The sequence below is a fragment of the Pseudomonas sp. KCJK8993 genome, assembly GCF_046230915.1.
In the GTDB taxonomy this organism is placed as follows: Bacteria; Pseudomonadota; Gammaproteobacteria; order Pseudomonadales; family Pseudomonadaceae; genus Aquipseudomonas; species Aquipseudomonas piscis.
The window spans coordinates 1-20624 of the sequence record NZ_JBJJLO010000012.1 but is presented as its reverse complement, the minus strand read 5'-3'; the positions used below and the strand labels follow the sequence as shown (position 1 = coordinate 20624).

Genomic DNA, 20624 nt, shown 5'->3' with positions numbered 1-20624 from the left:
GATCGGGGCGGCGCTCTATGACTTCTTTATAGGGGACTTCGATGTCCGTACGACGCACACGTAAAGACGATGGCAGCCAATGGACAGTTGCGGACAGCCGCAGTGTTTATGGGATTCGCCATTGGGGGGCCGGATATTTCGCGATCAATGACGCCGGTCGCGTCGAAGTTCGCCCCAACGGTCCGGGCAGCTTGCCCATCGATCTGTTCGAACAGGTCGCGCAGCTGCGCAAGAGTGGCTTGTCCCTGCCCTTGCTGGTGCGTTTCCCGGATATCCTCCAGGATCGCGTGCGCCAGCTCACCGGCGCCTTCGATGCCAACATCGCGCGCCTGGAATACCAGAGCAAGTACACCGCCCTGTACCCGATCAAGGTCAACCAGCAGGAAGCGGTGATCGAGAACATCATCGCCACCCAGAACGTCTCCATCGGTCTGGAAGCCGGCTCCAAGCCCGAGCTGCTGGCGGTCCTGGCCCTGGCACCCAAGGGCGGCACCATCGTCTGCAACGGCTACAAGGACCGCGAGTTCATCCGCCTGGCGCTGATGGGCCAGAAACTGGGCCACAACGTGTTCATCGTCATCGAGAAAGAGTCCGAAGTGGGCCTGGTGATCGAGGAAGCGGCGTCGCTCAAGGTCAAGCCGCAGGTCGGCCTGCGGGTACGCCTGTCGTCCCTGGCCTCGAGCAAGTGGGCCGACACCGGTGGCGAGAAATCCAAGTTCGGCCTGTCGGCGGCGCAACTGCTGGCGGTAGTGGAGCGCTTCCGCGATGCGGGCCTGGACCAGGGCATCCGCCTGCTGCACTTCCACATGGGGTCGCAGATCGCCAACCTGGCCGACTACCAGCACGGCTTCAAGGAAGCCATCCGCTACTACGGCGAGTTGCGCAACCTCGGCTTGCCGGTGGACCACATCGACGTCGGCGGCGGCCTGGGCGTGGACTACGACGGTACCCACTCGCGCAACGCCAGTTCGATCAACTACGACATGGACGACTACGCCGGCGTTGTGGTGGGCATGCTCAAGGAGTTCTGCGACGCGCAGAGCCTGCCGCATCCGAACATCTTCTCCGAGAGCGGTCGTTCCCTGACCGCGCACCACGCCATGCTGGTGGTGCAGGTGACCGACGTCGAGAAGCACAACGACGACGTGCCGGTCATCGAGAACAAGGACGAGCTGCCGGAAACCGTGCAGTGGCTGGTGGACCTGCTGGGCCCGACCGACATCGAGATGGTCACCGAGACCTACTGGCGCGCCACCCACTACATGAGCGACGTGGCCGCGCAATACGCCGACGGCAAGCTGACCCTGGCCGAGAAGGCCCTGGCCGAGCAGTGCTACTTCGCCGTGTGCCGGCGCCTGCACAACTCGCTGAAGGCTCGCCAGCGTTCCCATCGCCAGGTGCTGGACGAGCTCAACGACAAGCTCGCCGACAAGTACATCTGCAACTTCTCGGTGTTCCAGAGCCTGCCGGACACCTGGGCCATCGGCCAGGTGCTGCCGATCCTGCCGCTGCACCGCCTGGACGAAGAACCGCTGCGCCGCGCGGTGCTGCAAGACCTGACCTGCGACTCCGATGGCAAGATCAAGCAGTACGTCGACGAGCAGAGCATCGAGACCAGCCTGCCAGTGCATTCGGTCAACGAGGGCGAGGACTACCTGCTGGGGATCTTCCTGGTGGGCGCCTACCAGGAAATCCTCGGTGACATGCACAACCTGTTCGGCGACACTGACTCGGTGAACATCTACCAGCGGGCCAACGGCAGCGTGTACCACGCCGGCATCGAGACCCACGACACCATCGAGGACATGCTGCGCTACGTGCACCTGTCGCCCGAAGAGCTGATGACCCACTACCGCGACAAGGTGGCCAGCGCCAGGATCAGCGCCGCCGAGCGCACCCAGTTCCTGGACGCCCTGCGCCTGGGCTTGACCCGCTCGTCCTACCTGTCGTCCTGACGCTTCGGGCACCCCTGGCGGTGCCTGCGGGCCAAGGCCAAACGCCGTTTCCCCAGTGGGGGAAACGGCGTTTTTTCATTTCCGGCACAAGCTGTGCTCAATGGGCCCTGGCGAACCAGCCATCGCTGCGCTCCAGGCGCCAGGCGAAGATACCCAGGGTCAGGCTGCGCAATAGCATGAACAGCAGGAAGCTCAGCCACAGGCCGTGATTGCCCAGGCCCTGCAAGGCCCAGGCGCAAGGCAGCAGCAGGAGCACGGTGAGCAGCATGCCGTTGCGCATTTCCCGGGCCCGGGTCGCACCGATGAACAGCCCGTCCAGCAGGTAGCTCCAGACCGCGATCAGCGGCAGTACGGCAAGGTAGGGCAGGTAGGTGAAGGCCGTCTGGCGCACGTCGGCAATGTCGGTCTGCATCTCGATGAACAGATGTCCGGCCAAGAGGAACAACACCGTGAAGCCCAGGCTCGCCAGCAGTGACCAGCCTCCGGCGACCACCAGCGAGCGGCGCAGTGCCCGATGGTCGCGCGCACCGATGGCGTGGCCGCACAGGGCCTCCACCGCATGGGCCAGGCCATCCAGGGCATGGGCCGTGAGCAGCAGGCCATTGAGCAGCAGGGCATTGGCCGCCACCGTGGCGTCCCCCAGGCGGGCGCCTTGCACGGTGATCAGGAAGAACACCGACTGCAGGGCCAGGCTACGGATGAAGATGTCGCGGTTGACCGCCAGCAGCGGGCGCCAGTTCTGCCAGCGGCGCAGGGCCGCCCAGGCGATCTGCCCCGGATAGGCTCGCAGGGCCGGGCGGGTCATGGCCAGGCCCACCAGGGCCCCGGTCCATTCGGCGAGCACCGAGGCCCGGGCCGAGCCCACCACGCCCCATTCCAGGCCAAGGACGAACCACAGGTTCAGGGCGATGTTCACCAGGTTGGTGCTGAGCAGGATGGCCAGCGGTGCCCGGGCGTTCTGGGTGCCGAGGAACCAGCCCACCAGGGCGAAGCTGGCCAGGGCCGCGGGCAGGCCCAGCAGGCGCGTATGGAAGAAGGCCCGGGTCATCTGGTCCAGGTCCGCCGAGGGTTGCATCAGGTGCAGGGCGGCACCGCTGAGGGGCACGCCGATGATCCCCAGCAGCAGGGCCAGGCCCAGCGCCAGCAACAAGCCCTGGAGCAGGATCTGCCGTAGCGCCGCGCCGTCGCAGCGACCGGCGGCCTGGGCGGCGAACCCGGTGGAGCCCATGCGCAAGAAGCCCATGGCCCAGGCGAGGAAGGTATAGAGGCTGGCGCCCACGGCCACTGCGCCCAGTTGATGGGCGTGGGGCAGGTGGCCCACCACCGTGCTGTCCACCAGGGCCACCAGGGGTACGGAAATGTTCGACAGGATCATCGGCGCGGCCAGGGCCCAGACGCGACGATGGGTGGGGTGATGACGCCAATCGGTGATCAGGGGGGACATGCGGGCTCCTTGCGTGAGCCGGCATTGTAGCCGCGCAGCCTGTTGGCGCCGAGGCCCGGCACCGCCGGGGTCAATGGATGATCCAGCTCAGCAGCCAGAGGCCGAGCACCAGCCAGATGATGCCCAGCAGGATCGAGGCGCGCATGAAGGCGCGGATCGCCCAGTAGAGGAACATCAGGCCGATGATCAGGCCGATGATGCTGACGATCGAGGTGTCCATGCCCAGCGCCCGGGCCAGGCCATCGACGAAGTTGCCGCCGGCATGGGTCAAGGTATTGAACAACCCGCCCAGCAGATCGACGATGAAGCGGATGGCCGAGCCGATAGCCTGGCCGAGCCATTCGAAGAAGCTTTCTACCTGCATGTGCATTTCCTGATCAGAGAGGGGCGCGTCAGCCGAGCTCATGCTTGGGCCGCCAACGCTGGCGGTGAGTTCCCCATCAGCATAGAAGCTGGCCGGTGGTGCGCATTCTGGAGCAGCACGCGGGCGGGTGAAAGCGCTCTTGCGTCCGCTGCCCAACCCCCGGAAGCTATAGGCCTTCAGGAGACCCCGATGAACCTAGAGCAACTCACCCAACGCCTGCATGCCATTCGCGACCACAACGACTGGCGGCCATTCCACAGCCCGAAGAACCTGGCCATGGCCGCCAGCGTCGAGATGGCCGAACTGGTGGAGATCTTCCAGTGGCTGACCGAGGACCAGTCGCGCCAGTTGCCGGCGGACAAGCTGGCCCATGCCGGGCAGGAAGTCGGCGATATCGTCCTCTACCTGCTGCTGTTGTGCAGCGAACTGGGGCTGGACATGGACCAGGTGGTGCGCAGCAAGCTGGCGGACAGCGAACGGCGGTTCTGTTCATGAGCGATCGGCACTTCGACCAGCTGGCCACACGCTTCGCCGAGAAGATCTATGGTGGCGCCAAGGGCGCGATCCGCCTGGCGGTGCTCCAGGCGGACCTCAAGGAAGCCTTGCCTGAGTGGCCGTTGCGGGTATTGGATATCGGCGCCGGCCTGGGCCACATGTCCCTGTGGCTGGCCCAGCACGGGCACCAGGTGACCCTGGCCGAGCCGGCCGCACCGATGCTCGAAGGGGCCCGTCAGCGGTTCGCCGAGGCCGGCCAGCAGGCCACCTTCATCCAGGCGCCCTGGCAGGACCTGCTGGGGCAACTGACCGAGTCCTACGACCTGGTGCTGTGCCATGCGGTACTGGAGTGGCTGGCCGAACCCCATTCGATCCTGCCGGTGCTGCACCAGCTGACCGCCGCCGATGGCTGGCTGTCCCTGGCGTTCTACAACCGCGACGCGCTGGTCTATCGCAACCTGCTCAAGGGGCATTTTCGCAAGTTGCGCAAGAACGACATGGCGGGAGAGAAACAGAGCCTGACCCCGCAACAACCGCTTGATCCTCGCGAGCTGGCGGCGCAACTTGATGGCAAGTGGCGAGTCGAAACCCAAAGCGGGGTGCGGGTATTTCACGACTATATGCCCGTGGAGTTCCAGTCCCGTGCCGAGCTGACGGATCTGCTGGAGATGGAGCTGGCTCATCGCCGACACCCAAGTTTCGCCGGGCTTGGACGTTATCTGCATTGGCTGTGCCGGCCGGTTTGACGGAGTACTCGATGAAACGCCGCCTGGGTCTGTTGTTTTTTTGTTCGGCCCTTGCCGCCTGCCAAGGCAGCAATCCCTATGTCGCCAGTTCCAGGCCGCTGCCACCGGCGCCACCGCAGGCGGCCACGACCTTCGACCGCAGCGCCTATCCGGCGGCGCCCCGGGACTACGGACGCTACCGTAGCTGGGCCTGGCTCAACGGCCGCCTGCCCAATGGTTCGGCCTGGGCCGATTCGGCGCAGGTCGCCGAGGCGGTCAGTGGCGCCCTGGACCAGCGAGGCCTGCGCCCATTGCAGGACAACCGTCCGGCCGACCTGTGGGTCAGCGCCGACCTGCGTCTGGAAAAACGCCTGCGCCAGGTCCAGGAGGACTACGGCTATGGCGGTTATGGCGGCTACGATCGCTATGATCGTTATCACCGCTACGGACCGGGCTACGGCATGTATGGCAGCGTACCGGTGGTGCGTACCTACGAAGTGGAAGTGGTGGTGGTCAGGGTCGACTTGTACGACGCCGGCAATGGCCAGCCGGTATGGAGCGCCAGTGCCGAGACCAGCAGCAAAGGCACCTTGGGCGAGCGCGCCGATGCACTGCGCGAAGCGGTGCAGAAGGCCATGGCGGCCTATCCTCCGAGCTAGGCCGGTGTCCTGACTTCAAGCGGAGAAACGACATGTCCCATCGCATCGCATTACTGGCCTGTGCCGCCTTGCTCAGCGCCTGTGCCGCCAACCAGGTGAACCATGACTTCGACGCCAGCAGGGATTTTGGCGCCTATCGCAGTTGGAGCTGGAAGGAACCCGCGCTGCAGTACCGTCCCGATGATCCGCGGATCAGGAGCGATCTCACCGAGCAGCGCATCCGCCAGGCGGTGGCCGAGCAACTGGACCAGCGCGGCCTGCGTCCGGCTCGTGGGGGCGCCCGGGCTGACCTGGATGTCCAGGCCTACCTGATCGTCGAGGATCGCCAGCAGCAGGTCACCACCAACTACGGCGGCGGATGGGGCGGCCCGTGGAATGGCTACTGGGGCGGACCTGTGTACAACGAGACCCGCAACATCACCTACAAGGTGGCGACCATCCAGGTCGACCTGCTCGATGGCAAGGACGGCAAGCTGGTATGGCGCGGCAGCGACGAGCAGTTGCTCAGCAGCTCGCCCAATCCCGCCGACCGGGCCTCGGCAGTGCGTGCCACGGTGACGCGCATCCTGCAGAACTACCCACCCCGCTAGACCCAGGGCGCCCTGGCGCCGATCCGGGCGCCGGGGCGCTGCGCCGTCAGTCCGCCGGGCTGGCACCTTGCCAGCGCTGGCGGCGGAGCTTGACTACACTGCTTGGCATCGATGGAGGCAGCCCCTGGGCTGAATGTCGGTAAAGGAGTGCCTCGATGTCTCCCCTCAAGCGGTTTTCCGGTCCTGCCCGCCAGCGTGGCGCCATCGGCCTGATGGCGGCGGTCACGTTCGGCCTGGCGTTGGTGTTCATGCTGCTGGTGGTCGATAGCGGCCGGTTGTACCTGGAGCAACGCAAGCTGCAACGGGTCGCCGATAACGCGGCACTGGAGGCGGTCAGCCGCGGAGGCACTTGCCAGGCCGGCCTGACGGCGGCCGCCTATGCCAACCAGAACGCCACCCGCAACGGCTTCACTCCCGCCACCGGCAGTACCCTGGCCGCTACCTGCGGCACCCTGGTCACCGGCGCCAATGGCCTGCGCAGTTTCACCGTCGATCCCACGCAGGCGGTGGCGGTACGGGTGATCGTCAGCAACACCGTGCCCATCAGCGTGGCTGGAGGAATCGCCGCGCTGTTCACTCCGGGCCCGGTCAATCTCACCACCCAGCTCAGTGCCACGGCAGTGGCCGCGGCACCGATGCCACCGGTGGCGCAGTTGAGCATCCGCAGTACCCTGGGCACGGTCAGCACCGCGCAGTCGAGCATTCTCAATCCACTGGTGGGCGGCTTGCTGGGCGGCAGCCTGAACCTCACGGCCGTGGGCTGGAACGGCTTGCTCAATACCAACATCAACCTTTTGAGCTTCCTCGACCAGCTGGCGATCAATCTCAATGTGGCGGCAGGCAACTACACCCAGTTGCTCAATACCACCACCACCCTGACCAAGCTGATCCAGGCGGCGATCACCGTGGTCCAGGCCAACGGCGCCACGGCCGACATCCTCACCGCCCTGGGCAACCTGCAGATCGCCGCGCTCAACGCCGCGCCGCTGAAGCTGGGGGATATCCTCAAGCTGCAGACCGGCCTGCCGAGCACGGCGCTCAATGCCAGTGTGCAGCTGTTCCAGCTGCTGCAGGCCTTTATCCAGCTATCCAACAGCAACAGCGCGGTGGCCGCGACAGTGCCGATCAACGTCCTGGGGCTGGCCAACATCACCGTGCAGACCAAGGTCATCGAACCCCCGCAACTGTCGGCTGTCGGTAATCCGGCCCTGGCCAAGGCCGACCCCACCGGACCCAACCGGATCTACGTCCGTACCGCCCAAGTGCGGACCCTGATACGGGCCAATCTGTCGCTGCCGCTGGTCTCGGGCTTGAGTGCCGCGGTGGGTAACCTGGTGGCGCCGCTGACGCCGGTACTCAACGGCCTGTTGAGCCTGAACCTGGTGCAGACCCTGGGCTCGGCCCTGTGCCTGCTGGGGGCGGGATGCCAGCAGTTGTATCCCGACCTGGCGCCGTCATCGGAGATCGACCTGAGCCTGGATGCCGGTGGTGCGGTCGCCTATGTCACCGACTACAGCTGTCCGGTCAACGGCAACAGCGGGACCAAGAGCTTGAGCGTGCACACCACCAGCTCCCTGGCCGACCTCAAGGTCGGCAAGATAGATCCCAGCAATGCCTTTTCTTCTTCCGCCGAGCCCACGGTGACACCGCTGCCCCTGGTGGACCTGGGCATCCGCACCTGTTATCAGCTGCTGGTGCTGCCGGGGTATTGCGATCCGGTGGTGCACTATGCCGGCGGCGGGATCGCGATCATGGTCGACTCCCAAGTGGGGCGGACCGACCAGGACCTGGTGTACTCCAGCTCGGCCTCGCCCTATCCGGTGCCGCCCAACGTCAACCAGCCCCCGAGCTACCAGACGGCGGCGCCCACCAGCAACGTGGTCGGCAGCCTGGCCGGGACCCTGGCAGGCATCAACCTGGTGGTCTACAAACCGGTCAATGGTAATCCGCTGGGATCCATAGTCACGGGGTTGGCGTCGGCCATCAGTGGCGTCACCAACCTGCTGACGCCAGTGATCACCGGGCTCCTGGGCCCACTGCTCGACCCCTTGCTGAACAACCTGTTGTCGGGACTGGGGGTCAACCTCATGGATGTCGAGGTCGGCGCCAACCTGACCTGTGGCCAGACCGGCAAGGCCTACCTGGTGATCTGATCGGCCGGGACTATCGGGAGCTCGATGCAGAAGCGTGCGCCGTCCGGGCCGTTGGTCACGCTCAGGCGTCCGCCCATGTTCTCGATGATCCCGTAGCTCACCGACAAGCCCAGCCCGGTGCCCACGCCCACCGGCTTGGTGGTGAAGAAGGGTTCGAAGATCCGCTCCAGCAAGCGCGGGTCGATGCCGCCGCCGTTGTCCTCGACCCACAACCGCACCCACTGCTCGTCGCGCTGGCCATGCACCGAGATCCACGGCTTGAAGTCGCCCTGGGCCTGGCGCTTGGCCAGCAGCGCGTCCCGGGCGTTGACCAAGAGGTTGATCAGCACCTGCTCCAGCTGGTCGACGAAACCCATGACCTGGACCGCGAAGCCCAGCTCGCTGATCCGCAGCTCCAGGCCCTTGCCGCGCATGCCTTCGGCCAGCAGCGACAGCGTGCCTTCGATGGCCTGGGACGGGTTGAAGGGCTGCTGCTCCACCTCCGAGCGCCGGCCGAACACCCGCATGTGATCCACCACCCGCGCCGCACGCTGGACCTGGGCGTCGATGCGGTTGAGCTTGTCGGTCAGGTAGTCGATTTGCACGTCACCGTTACCCAGGCGCTTGAGCACGTTGACGATGGCCATGCGCATCACGTTCAGCGGCTGGTTGATCTCATGGGCGAGGCCGGTGGCCATTTCGCCGAGGGTGGCCATCTTCGCGCTTTGCGTCAGTTGCTGTTGCGAGCGCCGGACCTCGGTGTTGTCGCGGCCCACGGCCTGGATCTCCAGCAACTGGCCCTGGTCGTCGAACACCCCGCGATCGGACCACACCCACCAGGCATGCTCGCGGCCTGGCAACTGCAAGTTGATCTCGGCGGTACTCACGGGGTATTCCGGGCTCAACAGCCTGATCCGACGCTCGAAGCCCTCGCGCTGCTCGGTGGACAGCCACTGCCCCAGGTTGTTGCCCGGCAGGTCCTGGGCGGCGCATTCCAGGTAGGCCGCCAGGGGCCGGTTGCCGAAGGTCAGGGTCAGGTCGGGGCGGTAGCGGCAGATCATTGCCGGCGAGTCCTCCACCAGGATCCGGTAGCGCTCCTCGCTCTGGCGGACCTGCTCGGCGGCCAGGGTCGCCTCGGTGACGTCCAGCCACAGGCCCACGGCTTCCACCGGCAGGCCCAGGTCGTCGCGCAGCAGCCGGGCCTCGTCCAGCACCCAATGATAGGTGCCCCGATTGTCTTGCAGGCGGTAGCGGGCATGCACGTTGCCTTCACGCAGCAACTGCCGGCAGCGCTGGAAGTACAGGTCGCGGTCTTCGGGGTGGACCCGTTCCACCAGCTTGCCGTCGTTGCAGTCCTCCAGGCTCCAGCCCAGCAATGGTTGCAGGCTGGCGCTGAAGAAGCTGGGTTGCAGCGCGCCTTCGACATAACGCTGGACGTAGATCACCGCCGGCGAGCTGGCGATCAGGTTGTCCAGCCGGGCGTGGGCCGCCGCGGCCTGTTGCTGCTGGTTCTTGATGTCGCTGATGTCCAGCATGAAACCCACCAGCCGCTGGTTCTCTCCCCGACCCAGGACCTGGCCCTGGAGGCGATACCAGAGTGGCGCGCCGGCGGGATCGCCATGGTGCAGGCGTACGCTGAGCAGCAATGGCTTGCCCAGCTGCAACGCTTGCAGGCGGCTGCTCAGTTCGGCGCGATCGGCCGGGTGGAACAGCTCCAGCCAGGCCTCGAGGCCCAGGCGGCCATGGTCCTCGGCCAGGTGCAGGCTGGCGGCCAGTTGGCTGGCCAGTTGCACTTCGGCGGTGGCCGGGAACAGTTCCCACCAGCCGGCACCCAGCAACCCCTGCAGGGCATCCAGGCGCTCCATCTGCAAATGATGGCGGTGTTCGCGCAGGCGCCCGAGCAGTGGTCCGGCCAGGGCCGCGGTGAGCATCAGCCAGTCGCGCTCGAGCAACTCCGGCGCCTGGCGCTGGACCGCATAGCCGCCGCACAGCAGCCACGCGGCTACGCCATGGTCATCGCGGTAGGGCACCAGCCAGCCTTCGCGGTGGGCGAAGATGCCTTGCAGGCGCGGGTGTTCGTTCAGCCCCTGGACCTGGTTCAGGCGCAGGGGCGTGTTGCCGCTCAGGCTGTCCAGGCCGCTGCCCAGGGGCTGGCCGTCCTGCCACAGGCGCGGGGCGTCGTGGGCGTGGTAGCAACTGTGGAGCACCCAGCCTTGTTCCTGCTCGTCCAGCAAGGCCAGGCCCAGGCAGGGGATACGCCAGGCATGGGCCAGGTCGGCGAGCAGGTCGTGCAGTACTTCCGGCAGGCGCACCAGGCTGCATTGGCGGATCTGTTCACTGCTCTGGGCGGCGAAGATCTGGCTGCGCTCGCGGCACAGGGCCTGTTGGCGTTGCTGCATCAGGTCGCCGATGTCCAGTAATTGCAGATGCCAGTTTGCGCCTTGCTGCTGGACCCAGCCACGCAGGTACAGGACCTGGCCGGCGAGCCCGCGAAATTGCAAGTCCAGTACCTGGCCGCTCCAGTCGGCGGGACCGCCTTCGAGGGCCTGGGTGCTGGCGGGCACCACGTAGTCGACCAGTCGGAGCGGGTCGGCCCCGGGCGGCAGCTGTGCCAGGGCATGGCGCAAAGGCCCGGCGATGCTGAGCACTCTTGCTGACGCATCGAGGACCAGCAGCAAGCCGCTGTTCTGGGTGGGGGGCTCTGGCGCAAGGTCGCTGGCCGCTGGCGGGCGGCCGAGGAAACGCCCGAAAAGCTTGTCGCCAGGACTCAAAATTGCAGGCTCGATGTGACGGACAGGCTGCTGGGCAGGCTGGGCACCGGGCCGATCAGCGGCAGTACTACCTGGGGCATTACCTGGTTCAGCTTGCTGATGGGATAGTTCACGCTGACAGTCAGTACGCCGCCGCTGTAGGTCGCGCTGTAGTCGTTGGCGCCGAAGTTGAAGGCCGACGGAATCCACCCGGTCTGGGCCTGTATCACGCCGAGGGCAAGGTTTTGCACCGTGGTGGCGTAGTTGGGGGTGTTGGGGTCGACCTTGACGGCCTGGCGCAGGGCCTCGGCGGTGGCCTGGTGGAAGGATTGCATCATCAACAGCGGCACGCTGTAGCTGACCAGGCCGTAGAACACCGCGAAAAAGATCACGAAAACCGCCGCGAACTCGATTGCCGCAGCGCCTTTCTGTTTTCTAGGGAGGCCCGGTTTCATGAGTGCGTCTACCCTGACAACCACTATGTCCATTGAGCATAGGATCAAACCGCCGAAAGGGACTGTTCTGGCCGATGCATTTCTTGGTTTTGTGGAGCTGGTTGGCACTCTGTGCGTTGCAGGACCTGCGCCAACGGCGGATCGCCAATATCCTGACCCTGGGCGCTGCGCTGCTGGCGGCGCTGTACCTGGCATGGGCCGGCAGCACCTGGCTGGGAGCACCGCCCGCCGAAGGGGGCTGGGCCCTGGTGGTGGCCCTGGCGCTGACCTTGCCCGGTTATGCCAGGGGCAAGATGGGGGCGGCGGATGTGAAACTCATGGCGGCCCTGGGCCTGGCCTCCGATCTCCAGCATGTGCTGGGCGCGTTCATCGGCGCCGGGCTATGCAGCGGGCTCTGGTGGTTGTCTGTCCGGCTTTGCAGGTTGGCCAGACAGGCACTTGGCCTGCCTGTCCGGGAGGAACCTGCACGGCCGTCAAAAAAATATCCCTTCGCGCCTTTTGTCCTGGCTGGAATGGTCTTAACTGTGATGGTGGTCCATTAGTCGCCGGGCCGTTTAACGCTATGTACATAGTCGGAAAGTAGGTCTAGGTTCTAGTTCAGCGGCCTGGATCATGCGAGGCACACAGGAGTGGCCGGCCGGTGCCGGGCCCGCACGGAGTCACACGTGAACAAGCTCACTTCACAGATGAAAGTGCTGGTGGTGGACGATCAACCCCTGATCGTCGAGGAACTCTGCGAGTTCCTGGAAGGCAGCGGCTATCGCTGCGTGCCTTGCCAGTCCAGTCGGGATGCGGTGGACAGCTTCGCCAGGGATCCGGAGATCGCCCTGGTGCTGTTCGACCTGCACATGCCCGACCTGGACGGCATCGAACTGGTGCAGGAACTGCAACGCATCGCCGGCAAGCACCGGGTGTTCGAGGCCATCATGCTCACTGGCCAATCCGACAAGCAGGATGTGATCAAGGCCCTGCGGGTAGGGGTGGCCGACTATTACCAGAAACCCATCGACCTGGCGGAGCTGCTCGAGGGCTTGCGGCGCCAGGAGGCCGCCTTGCAGGAGCGACAGAACAACCTGCACCTGGGGCAGCTGAACCAGAAGCTGCAGTTTCTTTCGGAGTCCATCGACGACCTCTACCAGGACCTGGACAAGGTCCGTCGCAGCCCCGCCGACCCTGGAACCCAAGGTGAGCCAGGGGCCGATGCCGATGCCGTCGAGATTCCGACGATCTTCCACCAGCTCTCGCCCCGCCAGCTGGACGTGGCCCGCCTGGTGGGCAAGGGCCAGACCAACTACCAGATCGCCTGCGAGCTGGGTATCACCGAGAACACCGTCAAGCTCTACGTTTCCCAGGTCTTGCGCCTGACCCACATGCACAACCGCACGCAATTGGCCCTGGCCCTGTCGCCGAGCAATTCGGGGCTGCGCCAGCGCGTCACCGAGCACTGATCACCTGGCGCCTGTGCGGCGCCAGGCGATGCCTTGCCAGCTACTTGGTATCGATCTTCCCGCCGGCATCCGGATCGTAGAAGTCCGGGATTTCGTACTGGTATTTCTTCAGCCAGCGTTGCAGCGCCAGTTCCTGTTCGCGGGCGGTGGCGGCCTGTGGCTGTGGCGAGGCCTCCAGGTTACGGCTTTGCAGCAACAGCCAGCCTTCGGTTTCCTGCTGCTGGGGCGAGGCCGGGCCGGGGTCGATGGCCTGGGCCGCCAGGGGCAGGACCAGTAGCACGGGACAGCAGAGCATGGACAGTTTCATCTTCAGCGCTCCTTGGCGGGTGTGGCGTCGGGTTGCAGGCTGGCCGCGCCACTGGCCACCTGGGTCATCTTGGCGACAGGTTTTCCGGAGGTCTTGAGTTCTTCGGCGCGGGCCTGGGCCTGGGCGAACTGCTGTGGATTCAGGCGGGCGCGGCTGACCACTTGCGAGGCCTGCTGCCAGTTGTCCTGGTAGAGCAACAGGGTCACCAGGTTGATGGCCGCCAAGGGATCGGACTGCTGGAGCTCGATGGCGGTCAGGAACTCGAAGCGGGCGTCCTCGAGCCGCAGCTGATTGAGGTAGACCACCCCCAGGTCGTTGCGGATCTTCTCGTTGGTCGGCGCCAGGCTGGCAGCCCGTTGCAGGTGGGCCTGGGCCTGGCCGTTGTCGCCCCGGGCGGCGGCCAGCTGGCCCAGGCCGTGTTCGCCTTCGGCCGCCAGGCATGACCCCAGCAGGCTGCGATACAGCGGCTCGGCTTCGCTGCGGCCCAGCAAACGATAGACCCGGGCCTTGCGCACCCGGACCTCGGCCAGGTTGTCCGGCAGGCTCTGCAGGTTGGCCAGGCTGGCATACAGCTTGCCGTCGTTGGCCATGTCGTCGGCCAGGTTCACCGTCAGCTCCTGTTCGGAACTGAGCTTGGCGCAACTGCTGGAGCCGGTCAGGGCCGCCCAGGGCGCCGGGCCGTGGCTGGCGCACCCGCCGAGCAGTGCCAGGCAGGTGATGGCGATCAGTGGTTTCATCAGGTTTCCTCTAGGATGCGAAGGCCCGGGCGATGGCGGTGAAGCCCGGCCCGGCCAGGACGATCAACAGGGCGGGGAAGAGGAACAGCATCATCACCACCGACATTTTGGCCGACATTTTCGAGATGTATTCCTGCAAGCGAGTCAGGCGCCGGTCATCCAGCAACTGCTTGAGCGCCTGCAGCGATTTCATCGCACCACCGCCTTGCAGGATCAATTGCTGGAGAATCACGCAGGTGTCGGTGAACTCATCCACCGCCAGCAGCACCGCGGTCTGGTTGAGTTCGTGGCCCAGTTCCAGGCCGGAGTCGACCCGTGCCAGGATCAGGCGCAATTCATGGGTCAGCTCAGGCAGCAGTTTCTGCGCCTCGGTACTCAGCACCCGCAGTGCCTGTTCCACGGCCATGCCCGATTCGAACAGGATGCGCAGCAGTGGGATGAACGTGGAGATCTCCAGGGCGAGGTGTTTCTGCCTGCGTTGGGCGAAGTAGGCCAGGGCGCGCTTGGGTAGCAGGTAACCGACACCGGCGGAAAGCATCGGCAACAGCCACTGGTTCGCGGTCTGGGAGTAGGCCACTTCCTGGATGAGCAGGGTCAGGCAGACCACCACCAGTGGCGTGGCCAGTTGCAGGGCGGCGAATAGCGAACGCTGGTTGGCGCGGCGCCAGCCCAGGCGGTTCAGCAGCACTTGGGTCTCGCTATCCATGCTCACCGCGCGTTGGCCGAAGCGGCTTTCGCCAAGCTGGCGCAGCCAACTGCCCAGGCGACTGTCGCGGGTCATGTGGCCCTGCAGCCGTTGGGCCACCTGGCGCTCGCGCCGGCGCTGCTCCAGCACGATGTTGCCAAGCAACAACGCGGCTCCGAGGAACAGCAGCAGCGCCGCTAGCAGCAACACTTCAGATACTCCTCAGCATGCGCCACAGCGCGAGGCAGCCGACGATCTGCAGGCACACGGCGGTGACCAGCAGCTTCTGCCCGGTGGGGTCATGCCACATGCCGAGCATGTAGCCGGGGTTACTGAACATGAAGTAGCCCACCAGCAACAACGGCAAGGCACCCAGGACCCAGGCGGTCATGCGGGTTTCCCCGGTCATCGCGCTCAGTTGCCGGGCCCCTTGCTCGCGCTCGCGGATCAACTTGATCAGGTTCTCCAGCAGCTCGCTGGCATTGCCGCCGTAGCGATGGTTGACCTTCAGGCCCAGGGCGAACATGCGCAGTTCGTCCTGATCGTAGAATTCGGCGAAGTCGCTGACCGCCTCCGGCAGGTTGACCCCCAGTTGTACGTTGCGCTGCACTCGGCCCATGGCTTGCCTGAGTGGGTCGCTGCTCGATTCGATGGCTCCCAGTACCGCATCCGCCAGGGTTCGCCCCGACTTCAGGCTGCGCACGCTGTGATCCAGCAAGGGTGGCAGCTGTTCGATCATGCGCTTGATCCGCCGCTGGTAGCGCCAGCTGACGTACAGGCGCAGCGCCATGGGTGGTCCCAGGGCGGCGCCCAGCAGGCCGAGCCAGCCGGCCGCCAGGTAGCCCAGCAGCATGCACAGGGCCCAGGCTGCCAGCCACCACCCCAGGCGTTCGCCGGGCTGGCCCAGGCCGGCGCGGGCGAAGGCGCGTTCCAGGCCGCTCCAGGACTTGGGGGGTGGTGCCTGGTGGGGTTGTCCCTCGGCCAAACGGGTGAGCACCCGCTCGCGTTCGGTCTTGCGTATGCCGTGATAGAACGTCCACCCGGACAGTCCCAGCAAGACCAGGCAGATCAGGGTCAGCAGCAGCGCGATCATGGCTCGCCCCGACGGTTCAATTCAGGCCCAGCCCGACTTCCCGGCGCAGCTTGTCCCCGGCGGGGTTGAGCGCCTCGCGCAGGAAACCGAAGCCGGTACGCCGATCCAGGCGGAACAGGGTGTTGGTGACATAGATGTCGTCGCGGATGCCCACCACTTCCACCACCTCGCTGACGCAGCGGCGGCCGTCGGGCAGGCGGCTGAGCTGGATCACCACGTCCAGGGCCGCGCAGATCATCTGCCGCAGGGTGCGCTCGGCGACGTGGCGGCCGGTCAGGCCCACCAGGGTCTCCAGGCGCAGCAGGGCATCCTGGGCATTGTTGGCATGCACCGTACTCATGGAGCCGTCGTGGCCGGTGTTCATCGCGGTCAGCACGTCCAGCACCTCCACGCCGCGGATCTCGCCGAGGATGATGCGGTCCGGGCGCATCCGCAGGGCGTTGCGGATCAGGTCGCTGGCCTTGACCTCGCCATGGCCCTCGGCGTTGGGCGGACGGGTCTCCAGGCGCACCACATGGGGATGGCCCAGTTGCAACTCGGCCACGTCCTCGATGGTCACCAGGCGTTCATGGGGGTTGATCAGTTGGCTGAGGATGTTCAGCAAGGTGGTCTTGCCGGTGCCGGTGCCGCCGCTGATGAGAATGTTGCAGCGCTTGCCCACCGCGTCCTGGAGAAACTCGAAGATCGCCTGGTCGATGGTCTGCATGGCGATCAGGTCGCTGCTCTTGAGCATGTCCTTGCGAAACTTGCGGATCGACAGGCACGGTCCGTCCAGGGCGATCGGCGGAATGATCGCGTTGACCCGGCTGCCGTCTGGCAGGCGCGCATCGACCATCGGCGAAGACTCGTCGAGGCGCCGCCCCAATGGCGCGAGGATCCGTTGCATCACGCGCTCCACGTGGTGCGCGTCGATGAAGCGCAGGTCGCTCTGGTGCAGCACTCCGTCGCGTTCGACGAAGACCCGGTGCGGGCCGTTGACCAGGATCTCGGTCACCGCCGGATCGCGCAGCAGCACTTCCAGGGGGCCGAAGCCGGTCAGCTCATCGACGATCTCCTCCGCCAGGCGTTCCATTTCGTAGCGGGAAATGGCCAGGTGCATGCGCGCGATGTATTCGGCCACCTTGTCGGTGACGAACTGCGAGAGGTTCTGCCGCGAGCTTTCCAGCAGGTTCTTTCCCGACTCCTCGATGGCATCGATGATGTAGCGATGCAGGACCAGCTTCAGGCCTTCGTGGTCGGCGTTGCCGCTGGCGCGGTTCGACGCGCCAAAGAGTTGTTCTCCGCTCATCGGCCCCCCATGATCCGGTTCAGCCAGCCGGCCTTGGGCTGGGGCAGGCCTTGGGAGCGTTTGGCCAGGCGTTCGCCCAGGGTCCGCAGGGCTTGTGTCAGTTGTTCGCGCGGGCCCAGCTCGAACAGGGTGACGCCCTGGTTCTTGGCGTTCAGGCGCAGCTCGGGGCTGAACGCCAGTACCGCGATCACCTCCAGGCCGAAGGTCTTGCCCAGGGTGTCGGAGTCCGGGGCGACCGAGCGCAGGTAGCGGTCCACCAACAGGCGCGCGTGCTCCAGCTTCATGCCCTTTTCCCGCCAGTGGTTGAGCACCTCCAGGTTGCGCCGGCAGTCGAGCACGTTCTGGTCGGTGCACCACAGCAGCTTGTCGCAGTGGCTGACGAAGGTGCGCAGGGCCTCGCTGTCCGGTTGTCCCACGAGGTTCACCACGATGTGCTGGAAGTGCTGGCGCAGGGCGCTGAGCAGCATGTACAGCTCCGCCGCGCTGGTGTGCTCCAGGGGCTCATCGTGGCTGGCGTAGGCGAGGATCCGCAATCCGGCCTCGGCGCTGGTGAAGGCGCTGTCGATCAGGGTGGCATCCAGGCGGCGCAGATGGCGCAAGGCATCGCCGAAGTGGAACGAGCTCTCCAGGCCCAGCAGGGCCAGGCTGTCGCCCCGGGGCAGTCCCAGGTCCAGCAGCAGGGTCTGCTGGCCGCTCTTCTGCACCACCAATGCCAAGTGTCCGGCCAGTAGCGCGCCGTCGCCATCGCTTTGGGCGCCGTAGAGCACGGTCAGGCCGCCTAGCTGGGTGCTGGGGGTGACGGCCGGCAGGCGCTTGCTCAAGCGCCGGACCAGCCCGGCGACTTCGCTGGAGCGTGAGCCATAGGCGACGAAATCGCGGGCCCCGGCGCGCATGGCGTTGAGCACCAGCTGGTTGTCCATGCCATCGCCCAGGGCGACGATCGCCAGCATTGGCTTGGCCTCCAGGGCGCCCTCGATCAGCGCCGCCTGGGCCACCACGTGCTCGCGGTCGAGGCCGACGAACACCAGGTTGGCGCAGGTCACGTCCACCAGCGCCAGCAACTCGTCCAGGCTGCCATCGGCGCCCACCACCTGGCCCAGGGGCGCCAGAGCGCCTTGCAGCCACTCCAGGTCGGTGTTGTTGCGGGTGATGGCGAGGAAGGTCTGGCTCAGGTTCTGGTTCTGGCTCATTGCGACAATCCACTGCGTTTATCGAAGTTGCCGTTCTCCAGGAAGAACATGCGATAGAAGTTCGGATCGTAGTTGCGCAGGCGCTCGCCGGGCAGGGCCGGCAGCTTGGCATCCGCCGCCAGGGGCTGGACCAGGTGCGGGGTGACCACCATCAGCAGTTCGCGTTCCTCGCGGCTGATGGAGTTGTCGCGAAAGAAGGCGCCGAGCACCGGCACGTCGCCCAGCCCGGGAAACTTGTTGACCTGGGAGCTGTTGCGAGTGCTGATCAGGCCGCTGATGACGAAGCTCTCGCCGTCGGCCAGGGAGATGCTGGTATCGGTACGGCGGATGGTCAGGGCTGGCACCCGGGTACCGGCGATGGCCACGGAGTTGCTGTAGTCCAGCTCGCTGACCTCGGGGGCCACCTTCAGCGAGATGCGCCCGCGATCGACGATGGTGGGGGTCAGGGTCAGGCGGATGCCGAACTCCTTGTATTCGATGGTCACGCTGTTGCTGCCGGTGCTGGGCACCGGGATGGGGATCTCGCCTCCGGCGAGGAAGCTCGCGCTCTGGCCGTTGAGGGCCAGCAGGCTCGGCCGGGCCAGGGTATAGGCGAAACCGCTGCCTTCCAGGGCGTTGATCAGGGTCAGCACCCGGCCACCGCCGAAGCCGATGTTGAACGAGTCATTGTTCAGCGGGATGCTGCCGAAGACTGGCGTGGTGCTGCCGGAGGTGCCGCTGGTGACCGGGGCGGTATTGGGCGAGCCGATCAGGAAATTGTGCCCGCGGCCGAACAGCGAGACGCTGGCCTCCTTGAGCTTGGTCCGGCTGACCTCGACGAAGCGGATGTCGGTCTGCACCTGGCTGGGCAGTGGCGCTTCATCGGCCCTTGATACGCGAGCAGCCTGCATATCGGTACTGGCCCGGCCCTCGACGAACACCATGCTCTGGCGCGGGGTGCTGGAGCAGGCGGTCCAGACCATCAGGCTGGTGGCTCCCTGGCCCATGCCGGTAAGCAAGAAGGCCCGGTCGCCGGTGGCCTGGACGTCGGCGATCTTTGGGTCGCCCACCGCCAGCCGGGTAATCGCCACTGGCGACTGCAGCTGTTGTTGCAGGCCTTCGCCGACTTCCAACACCGCGGGCAACGGGAGCAGGCCCGAGCAGCCCGTTGCCGGAGCGGCCTGGACCGGATTCCAGAGCAGTTGGCCCAGGGCCAGCAGCGCGATGAAGGTCGGCGTGGAACGACTGCGCATGTATTGCATCCTTGCTCAATCAGGGGGTCTGTTGGGTGACCTGGTTGCCACGGATCACCTCCACCGCCGGGCGTGGCGCGGCGCCTTGGGCGACCGGGCTGCGGGGCGCGCTGCCCAGGGCCAGTTGGGTGAACTGGAACAGGTTGCTGCTGGCGGTATCCAGGTGCTCGACCGCCTCTTCGTTGCCGGCCCAGTAGTGGGCCAGGCGCTGCTCCTCGCTGCTGCGCACCGCCAGGCGCAGCACGCCGACCTGGGTGGCCAGCATCATCCGGCTCAGCAGTTGCTCGGGCACCGCCAGGACCACGGTACGAGCATTGATCCGGCGCTGATCCTGCTTGAGCCGTTCCTCATTGCTCAGGGCGTTGCCCGGCTGGCCATCGTTGGTCAGCCCCAGTTGTTCACCCACGGCCAACACGCGGATCGCCGGTACGGCGATCTGCGCCGACTGTTGCGGGTTGGCGTTGTCCTGGCGCAGGAACAGCAGTACGTCCACATAGTCGCCGGGGCTCAGTTGGCCTGCTGCGCCGATCACTTCGTCGACCGCCACCGCCAGTGCCCGCTCATCGCTGTGGATCATCCGGGCCAGGGCGCCACCGCTGGCGAAGCTCTGCTCGTTGAGCCAGGTGCCGGCGCTCAGCTGGCGCCAGGGGGTACGGCCCACGGCCTGGTCGATGGCGCTGAGACTGCCGGGCGGTGCGGTGCGCAGTTTTTCCAGGGCCAGGTCGCCGGCGGCCAGGGGCACGAACGGTGGTACGTCGTGCACCAGCACCACCACCGGCTGGCGCGTCTGGTCCTGGGCGGTGCTGGCGGTCTGCTCCACGACGGTGCTGGGAGTGGGGGGTGGTGCTACGGCTGGAGCAGGTTCGGGTTGACGGCTGAGCACCAGGCCCCAGTACCCGAAAAACACCGCACCGAGCAAAAGAAGTCCTGCCAGGCCGATAGTGACGCGACTGTTCATGAGGGCTCTCCCTTTCCTGCTGCACTACAGCCCGTGACAGCCCGTGATTCCAAACGAGTCGATTCGCAATCAGGCAGCTATGAACATGCAACTATTTCGCTATGTGAAGGTAGTAGA

The 20624-nt window shown here is 66.0% G+C and carries 20 protein-coding genes; 8 read left to right on the top strand and 12 right to left on the bottom strand.

The annotated features are described in order from the left end of the window. Positions 1 to 41 precede the first annotated feature (41 nt). On the top strand, positions 42 to 1955 hold the full coding sequence (gene speA, locus ACK6AU_RS06275; RefSeq protein ID WP_185697592.1) for an arginine decarboxylase: 1914 nt from the start codon (positions 42 to 44) through the stop codon (positions 1953 to 1955). 97 nt (positions 1956 to 2052) lie between these two features. Here the strand turns inward: speA and ACK6AU_RS06270 are convergent, their stop codons facing one another. Together ACK6AU_RS06270 and ACK6AU_RS06265 are read right to left on the bottom strand one after the other, a co-directional pair. Beyond that, positions 2053 to 3399: an MATE family efflux transporter gene (locus tag ACK6AU_RS06270; RefSeq protein ID WP_409298312.1), complete on the bottom strand. Its 1347-nt coding sequence runs from the start codon at positions 3397 to 3399 to the stop codon at positions 2053 to 2055. 70 nt (positions 3400 to 3469) lie between these two features. Continuing rightward, on the bottom strand, positions 3470 to 3763 hold the full coding sequence (locus ACK6AU_RS06265; protein ID WP_085595360.1) for a hypothetical protein: 294 nt from the start codon (positions 3761 to 3763) through the stop codon (positions 3470 to 3472). A 189-nt stretch (positions 3764 to 3952) separates the two neighbouring features. On the opposite strand from ACK6AU_RS06265, the gene ACK6AU_RS06260 reads away from it, so the two are divergent. The 5 genes from ACK6AU_RS06260 (at position 3953) to ACK6AU_RS06240 (ending at position 8385) form a co-directional block, all read left to right on the top strand. Beyond that, positions 3953 to 4258, top strand: coding sequence for a MazG-like family protein (locus tag ACK6AU_RS06260; RefSeq protein WP_185697594.1), 306 nt, complete (start codon positions 3953 to 3955; stop codon positions 4256 to 4258). After that, the gene (locus ACK6AU_RS06255) at positions 4255 to 5004 is read left to right on the top strand and encodes a methyltransferase (RefSeq protein ID WP_409298309.1); all 750 of its coding nucleotides are present in this window, start codon (positions 4255 to 4257) and stop codon (positions 5002 to 5004) included. The genes ACK6AU_RS06260 and ACK6AU_RS06255 overlap by 4 nt, the downstream gene beginning before the upstream one ends. An 11-nt stretch (positions 5005 to 5015) precedes the next feature. Next, a complete protein-coding gene (locus ACK6AU_RS06250; RefSeq protein ID WP_409298307.1) occupies positions 5016 to 5642 on the top strand; it encodes a DUF4136 domain-containing protein in 627 nt (208 codons plus the stop codon). A gap of 32 nt (positions 5643 to 5674) precedes the next feature. Further along, complete coding sequence (locus tag ACK6AU_RS06245; RefSeq protein ID WP_185697597.1) at positions 5675 to 6232, top strand: DUF4136 domain-containing protein; 558 nt, start codon at positions 5675 to 5677, stop codon at positions 6230 to 6232. A 155-nt stretch (positions 6233 to 6387) separates the two neighbouring features. After that, complete coding sequence (locus ACK6AU_RS06240; protein WP_185697598.1) at positions 6388 to 8385, top strand: pilus assembly protein TadG-related protein; 1998 nt, start codon at positions 6388 to 6390, stop codon at positions 8383 to 8385. Here ACK6AU_RS06240 and ACK6AU_RS06235 read toward each other — a convergent pair. Continuing rightward, on the bottom strand, positions 8370 to 11135 hold the full coding sequence (locus ACK6AU_RS06235; protein ID WP_409298305.1) for an ATP-binding protein: 2766 nt from the start codon (positions 11133 to 11135) through the stop codon (positions 8370 to 8372). The genes ACK6AU_RS06240 and ACK6AU_RS06235 overlap by 16 nt on opposite strands. Then, positions 11132 to 11569 carry a TadE/TadG family type IV pilus assembly protein gene (locus ACK6AU_RS06230; RefSeq protein ID WP_185697600.1) on the bottom strand — a complete coding sequence of 146 codons (438 nt, stop codon included), beginning with the start codon at positions 11567 to 11569 and terminating at the stop codon, positions 11132 to 11134. The genes ACK6AU_RS06235 and ACK6AU_RS06230 overlap by 4 nt, the downstream gene beginning before the upstream one ends. A 74-nt stretch (positions 11570 to 11643) precedes the next feature. Between ACK6AU_RS06230 and ACK6AU_RS06225 the strand changes: the two genes are divergently transcribed. Together ACK6AU_RS06225 and ACK6AU_RS06220 are read left to right on the top strand one after the other, a co-directional pair. Continuing rightward, positions 11644 to 12111, top strand: coding sequence for a prepilin peptidase (locus ACK6AU_RS06225; RefSeq protein ID WP_409298302.1), 468 nt, complete (start codon positions 11644 to 11646; stop codon positions 12109 to 12111). Positions 12112 to 12234: 123 nt separating this feature from the next. After that, entirely contained in the window at positions 12235 to 13017 is a 783-nt protein-coding gene (locus ACK6AU_RS06220; RefSeq protein WP_185697602.1) for a response regulator transcription factor, read from the top strand. A 40-nt stretch (positions 13018 to 13057) separates the two neighbouring features. On the opposite strand, the gene ACK6AU_RS06215 is transcribed toward ACK6AU_RS06220, so the two are convergent. The 8 genes from ACK6AU_RS06215 to cpaB are packed head-to-tail and all read right to left on the bottom strand — an operon-like array spanning position 13058 to position 20507. Next, positions 13058 to 13324, bottom strand: coding sequence for a DUF3613 domain-containing protein (locus tag ACK6AU_RS06215; RefSeq protein WP_185697603.1), 267 nt, complete (start codon positions 13322 to 13324; stop codon positions 13058 to 13060). A gap of 2 nt (positions 13325 to 13326) precedes the next feature. Further along, on the bottom strand, positions 13327 to 14061 hold the full coding sequence (locus tag ACK6AU_RS06210; RefSeq protein ID WP_409298300.1) for a tetratricopeptide repeat protein: 735 nt from the start codon (positions 14059 to 14061) through the stop codon (positions 13327 to 13329). Positions 14062 to 14071: 10 nt separating this feature from the next. Next, the gene (locus ACK6AU_RS06205; RefSeq protein ID WP_185697605.1) at positions 14072 to 14956 is read right to left on the bottom strand and encodes a type II secretion system F family protein; all 885 of its coding nucleotides are present in this window, start codon (positions 14954 to 14956) and stop codon (positions 14072 to 14074) included. A 1-nt stretch (position 14957) separates the two neighbouring features. Then, positions 14958 to 15839 carry a type II secretion system F family protein gene (locus tag ACK6AU_RS06200; protein ID WP_409298298.1) on the bottom strand — a complete coding sequence of 294 codons (882 nt, stop codon included), beginning with the start codon at positions 15837 to 15839 and terminating at the stop codon, positions 14958 to 14960. A gap of 16 nt (positions 15840 to 15855) precedes the next feature. Further along, positions 15856 to 17127: a CpaF family protein gene (locus ACK6AU_RS06195; RefSeq protein ID WP_185697607.1), complete on the bottom strand. Its 1272-nt coding sequence runs from the start codon at positions 17125 to 17127 to the stop codon at positions 15856 to 15858. Continuing rightward, positions 17124 to 18317 (bottom strand): CpaE family protein, encoded by a 1194-nt coding sequence (locus ACK6AU_RS06190; RefSeq protein WP_409298296.1) that lies wholly within the window; start codon positions 18315 to 18317, stop codon positions 17124 to 17126. Before ACK6AU_RS06190 ends, ACK6AU_RS06195 begins: the two co-directional genes overlap by 4 nt. Further along, positions 18314 to 19549 carry a type II and III secretion system protein family protein gene (locus ACK6AU_RS06185; protein ID WP_185697609.1) on the bottom strand — a complete coding sequence of 412 codons (1236 nt, stop codon included), beginning with the start codon at positions 19547 to 19549 and terminating at the stop codon, positions 18314 to 18316. The genes ACK6AU_RS06190 and ACK6AU_RS06185 overlap by 4 nt, the downstream gene beginning before the upstream one ends. Positions 19550 to 19568: 19 nt before the next feature. Continuing rightward, positions 19569 to 20507 carry a Flp pilus assembly protein CpaB gene (gene cpaB, locus ACK6AU_RS06180; protein ID WP_185697610.1) on the bottom strand — a complete coding sequence of 313 codons (939 nt, stop codon included), beginning with the start codon at positions 20505 to 20507 and terminating at the stop codon, positions 19569 to 19571. Between the last annotated feature and the right edge of the window lie 117 nt (positions 20508 to 20624).

Bases quoted from the DNA above. Each gene is read 5' to 3' on its own strand.
- ACK6AU_RS06215 (WP_185697603.1), bottom strand. From the start codon at position 13,324: ATGAAACTGTCCATGCTCTGCTGTCCCGTGCTACTGGTCCTGCCCCTG.
- speA (WP_185697592.1), top strand. From the start codon at position 42: ATGTCCGTACGACGCACACGTAAAGACGATGGCAGCCAATGGACAGTT.
- ACK6AU_RS06195 (WP_185697607.1), bottom strand. From the start codon at position 17,127: ATGAGCGGAGAACAACTCTTTGGCGCGTCGAACCGCGCCAGCGGCAAC.
- cpaB (WP_185697610.1), bottom strand. From the start codon at position 20,507: ATGAACAGTCGCGTCACTATCGGCCTGGCAGGACTTCTTTTGCTCGGT.
- ACK6AU_RS06210 (WP_409298300.1), bottom strand. From the start codon at position 14,061: ATGAAACCACTGATCGCCATCACCTGCCTGGCACTGCTCGGCGGGTGC.
- ACK6AU_RS06245 (WP_185697597.1), top strand. From the start codon at position 5,675: ATGTCCCATCGCATCGCATTACTGGCCTGTGCCGCCTTGCTCAGCGCC.
- ACK6AU_RS06200 (WP_409298298.1), bottom strand. From the start codon at position 15,839: ATGATCGCGCTGCTGCTGACCCTGATCTGCCTGGTCTTGCTGGGACTG.
- ACK6AU_RS06225 (WP_409298302.1), top strand. From the start codon at position 11,644: ATGCATTTCTTGGTTTTGTGGAGCTGGTTGGCACTCTGTGCGTTGCAG.
- ACK6AU_RS06185 (WP_185697609.1), bottom strand. From the start codon at position 19,549: ATGCGCAGTCGTTCCACGCCGACCTTCATCGCGCTGCTGGCCCTGGGC.
- ACK6AU_RS06260 (WP_185697594.1), top strand. From the start codon at position 3,953: ATGAACCTAGAGCAACTCACCCAACGCCTGCATGCCATTCGCGACCAC.
- ACK6AU_RS06190 (WP_409298296.1), bottom strand. From the start codon at position 18,317: ATGAGCCAGAACCAGAACCTGAGCCAGACCTTCCTCGCCATCACCCGC.
- ACK6AU_RS06230 (WP_185697600.1), bottom strand. From the start codon at position 11,569: ATGAAACCGGGCCTCCCTAGAAAACAGAAAGGCGCTGCGGCAATCGAG.
- ACK6AU_RS06265 (WP_085595360.1), bottom strand. From the start codon at position 3,763: ATGCAGGTAGAAAGCTTCTTCGAATGGCTCGGCCAGGCTATCGGCTCG.
- ACK6AU_RS06255 (WP_409298309.1), top strand. From the start codon at position 4,255: ATGAGCGATCGGCACTTCGACCAGCTGGCCACACGCTTCGCCGAGAAG.
- ACK6AU_RS06270 (WP_409298312.1), bottom strand. From the start codon at position 3,399: ATGTCCCCCCTGATCACCGATTGGCGTCATCACCCCACCCATCGTCGC.
- ACK6AU_RS06250 (WP_409298307.1), top strand. From the start codon at position 5,016: ATGAAACGCCGCCTGGGTCTGTTGTTTTTTTGTTCGGCCCTTGCCGCC.
- ACK6AU_RS06240 (WP_185697598.1), top strand. From the start codon at position 6,388: ATGTCTCCCCTCAAGCGGTTTTCCGGTCCTGCCCGCCAGCGTGGCGCC.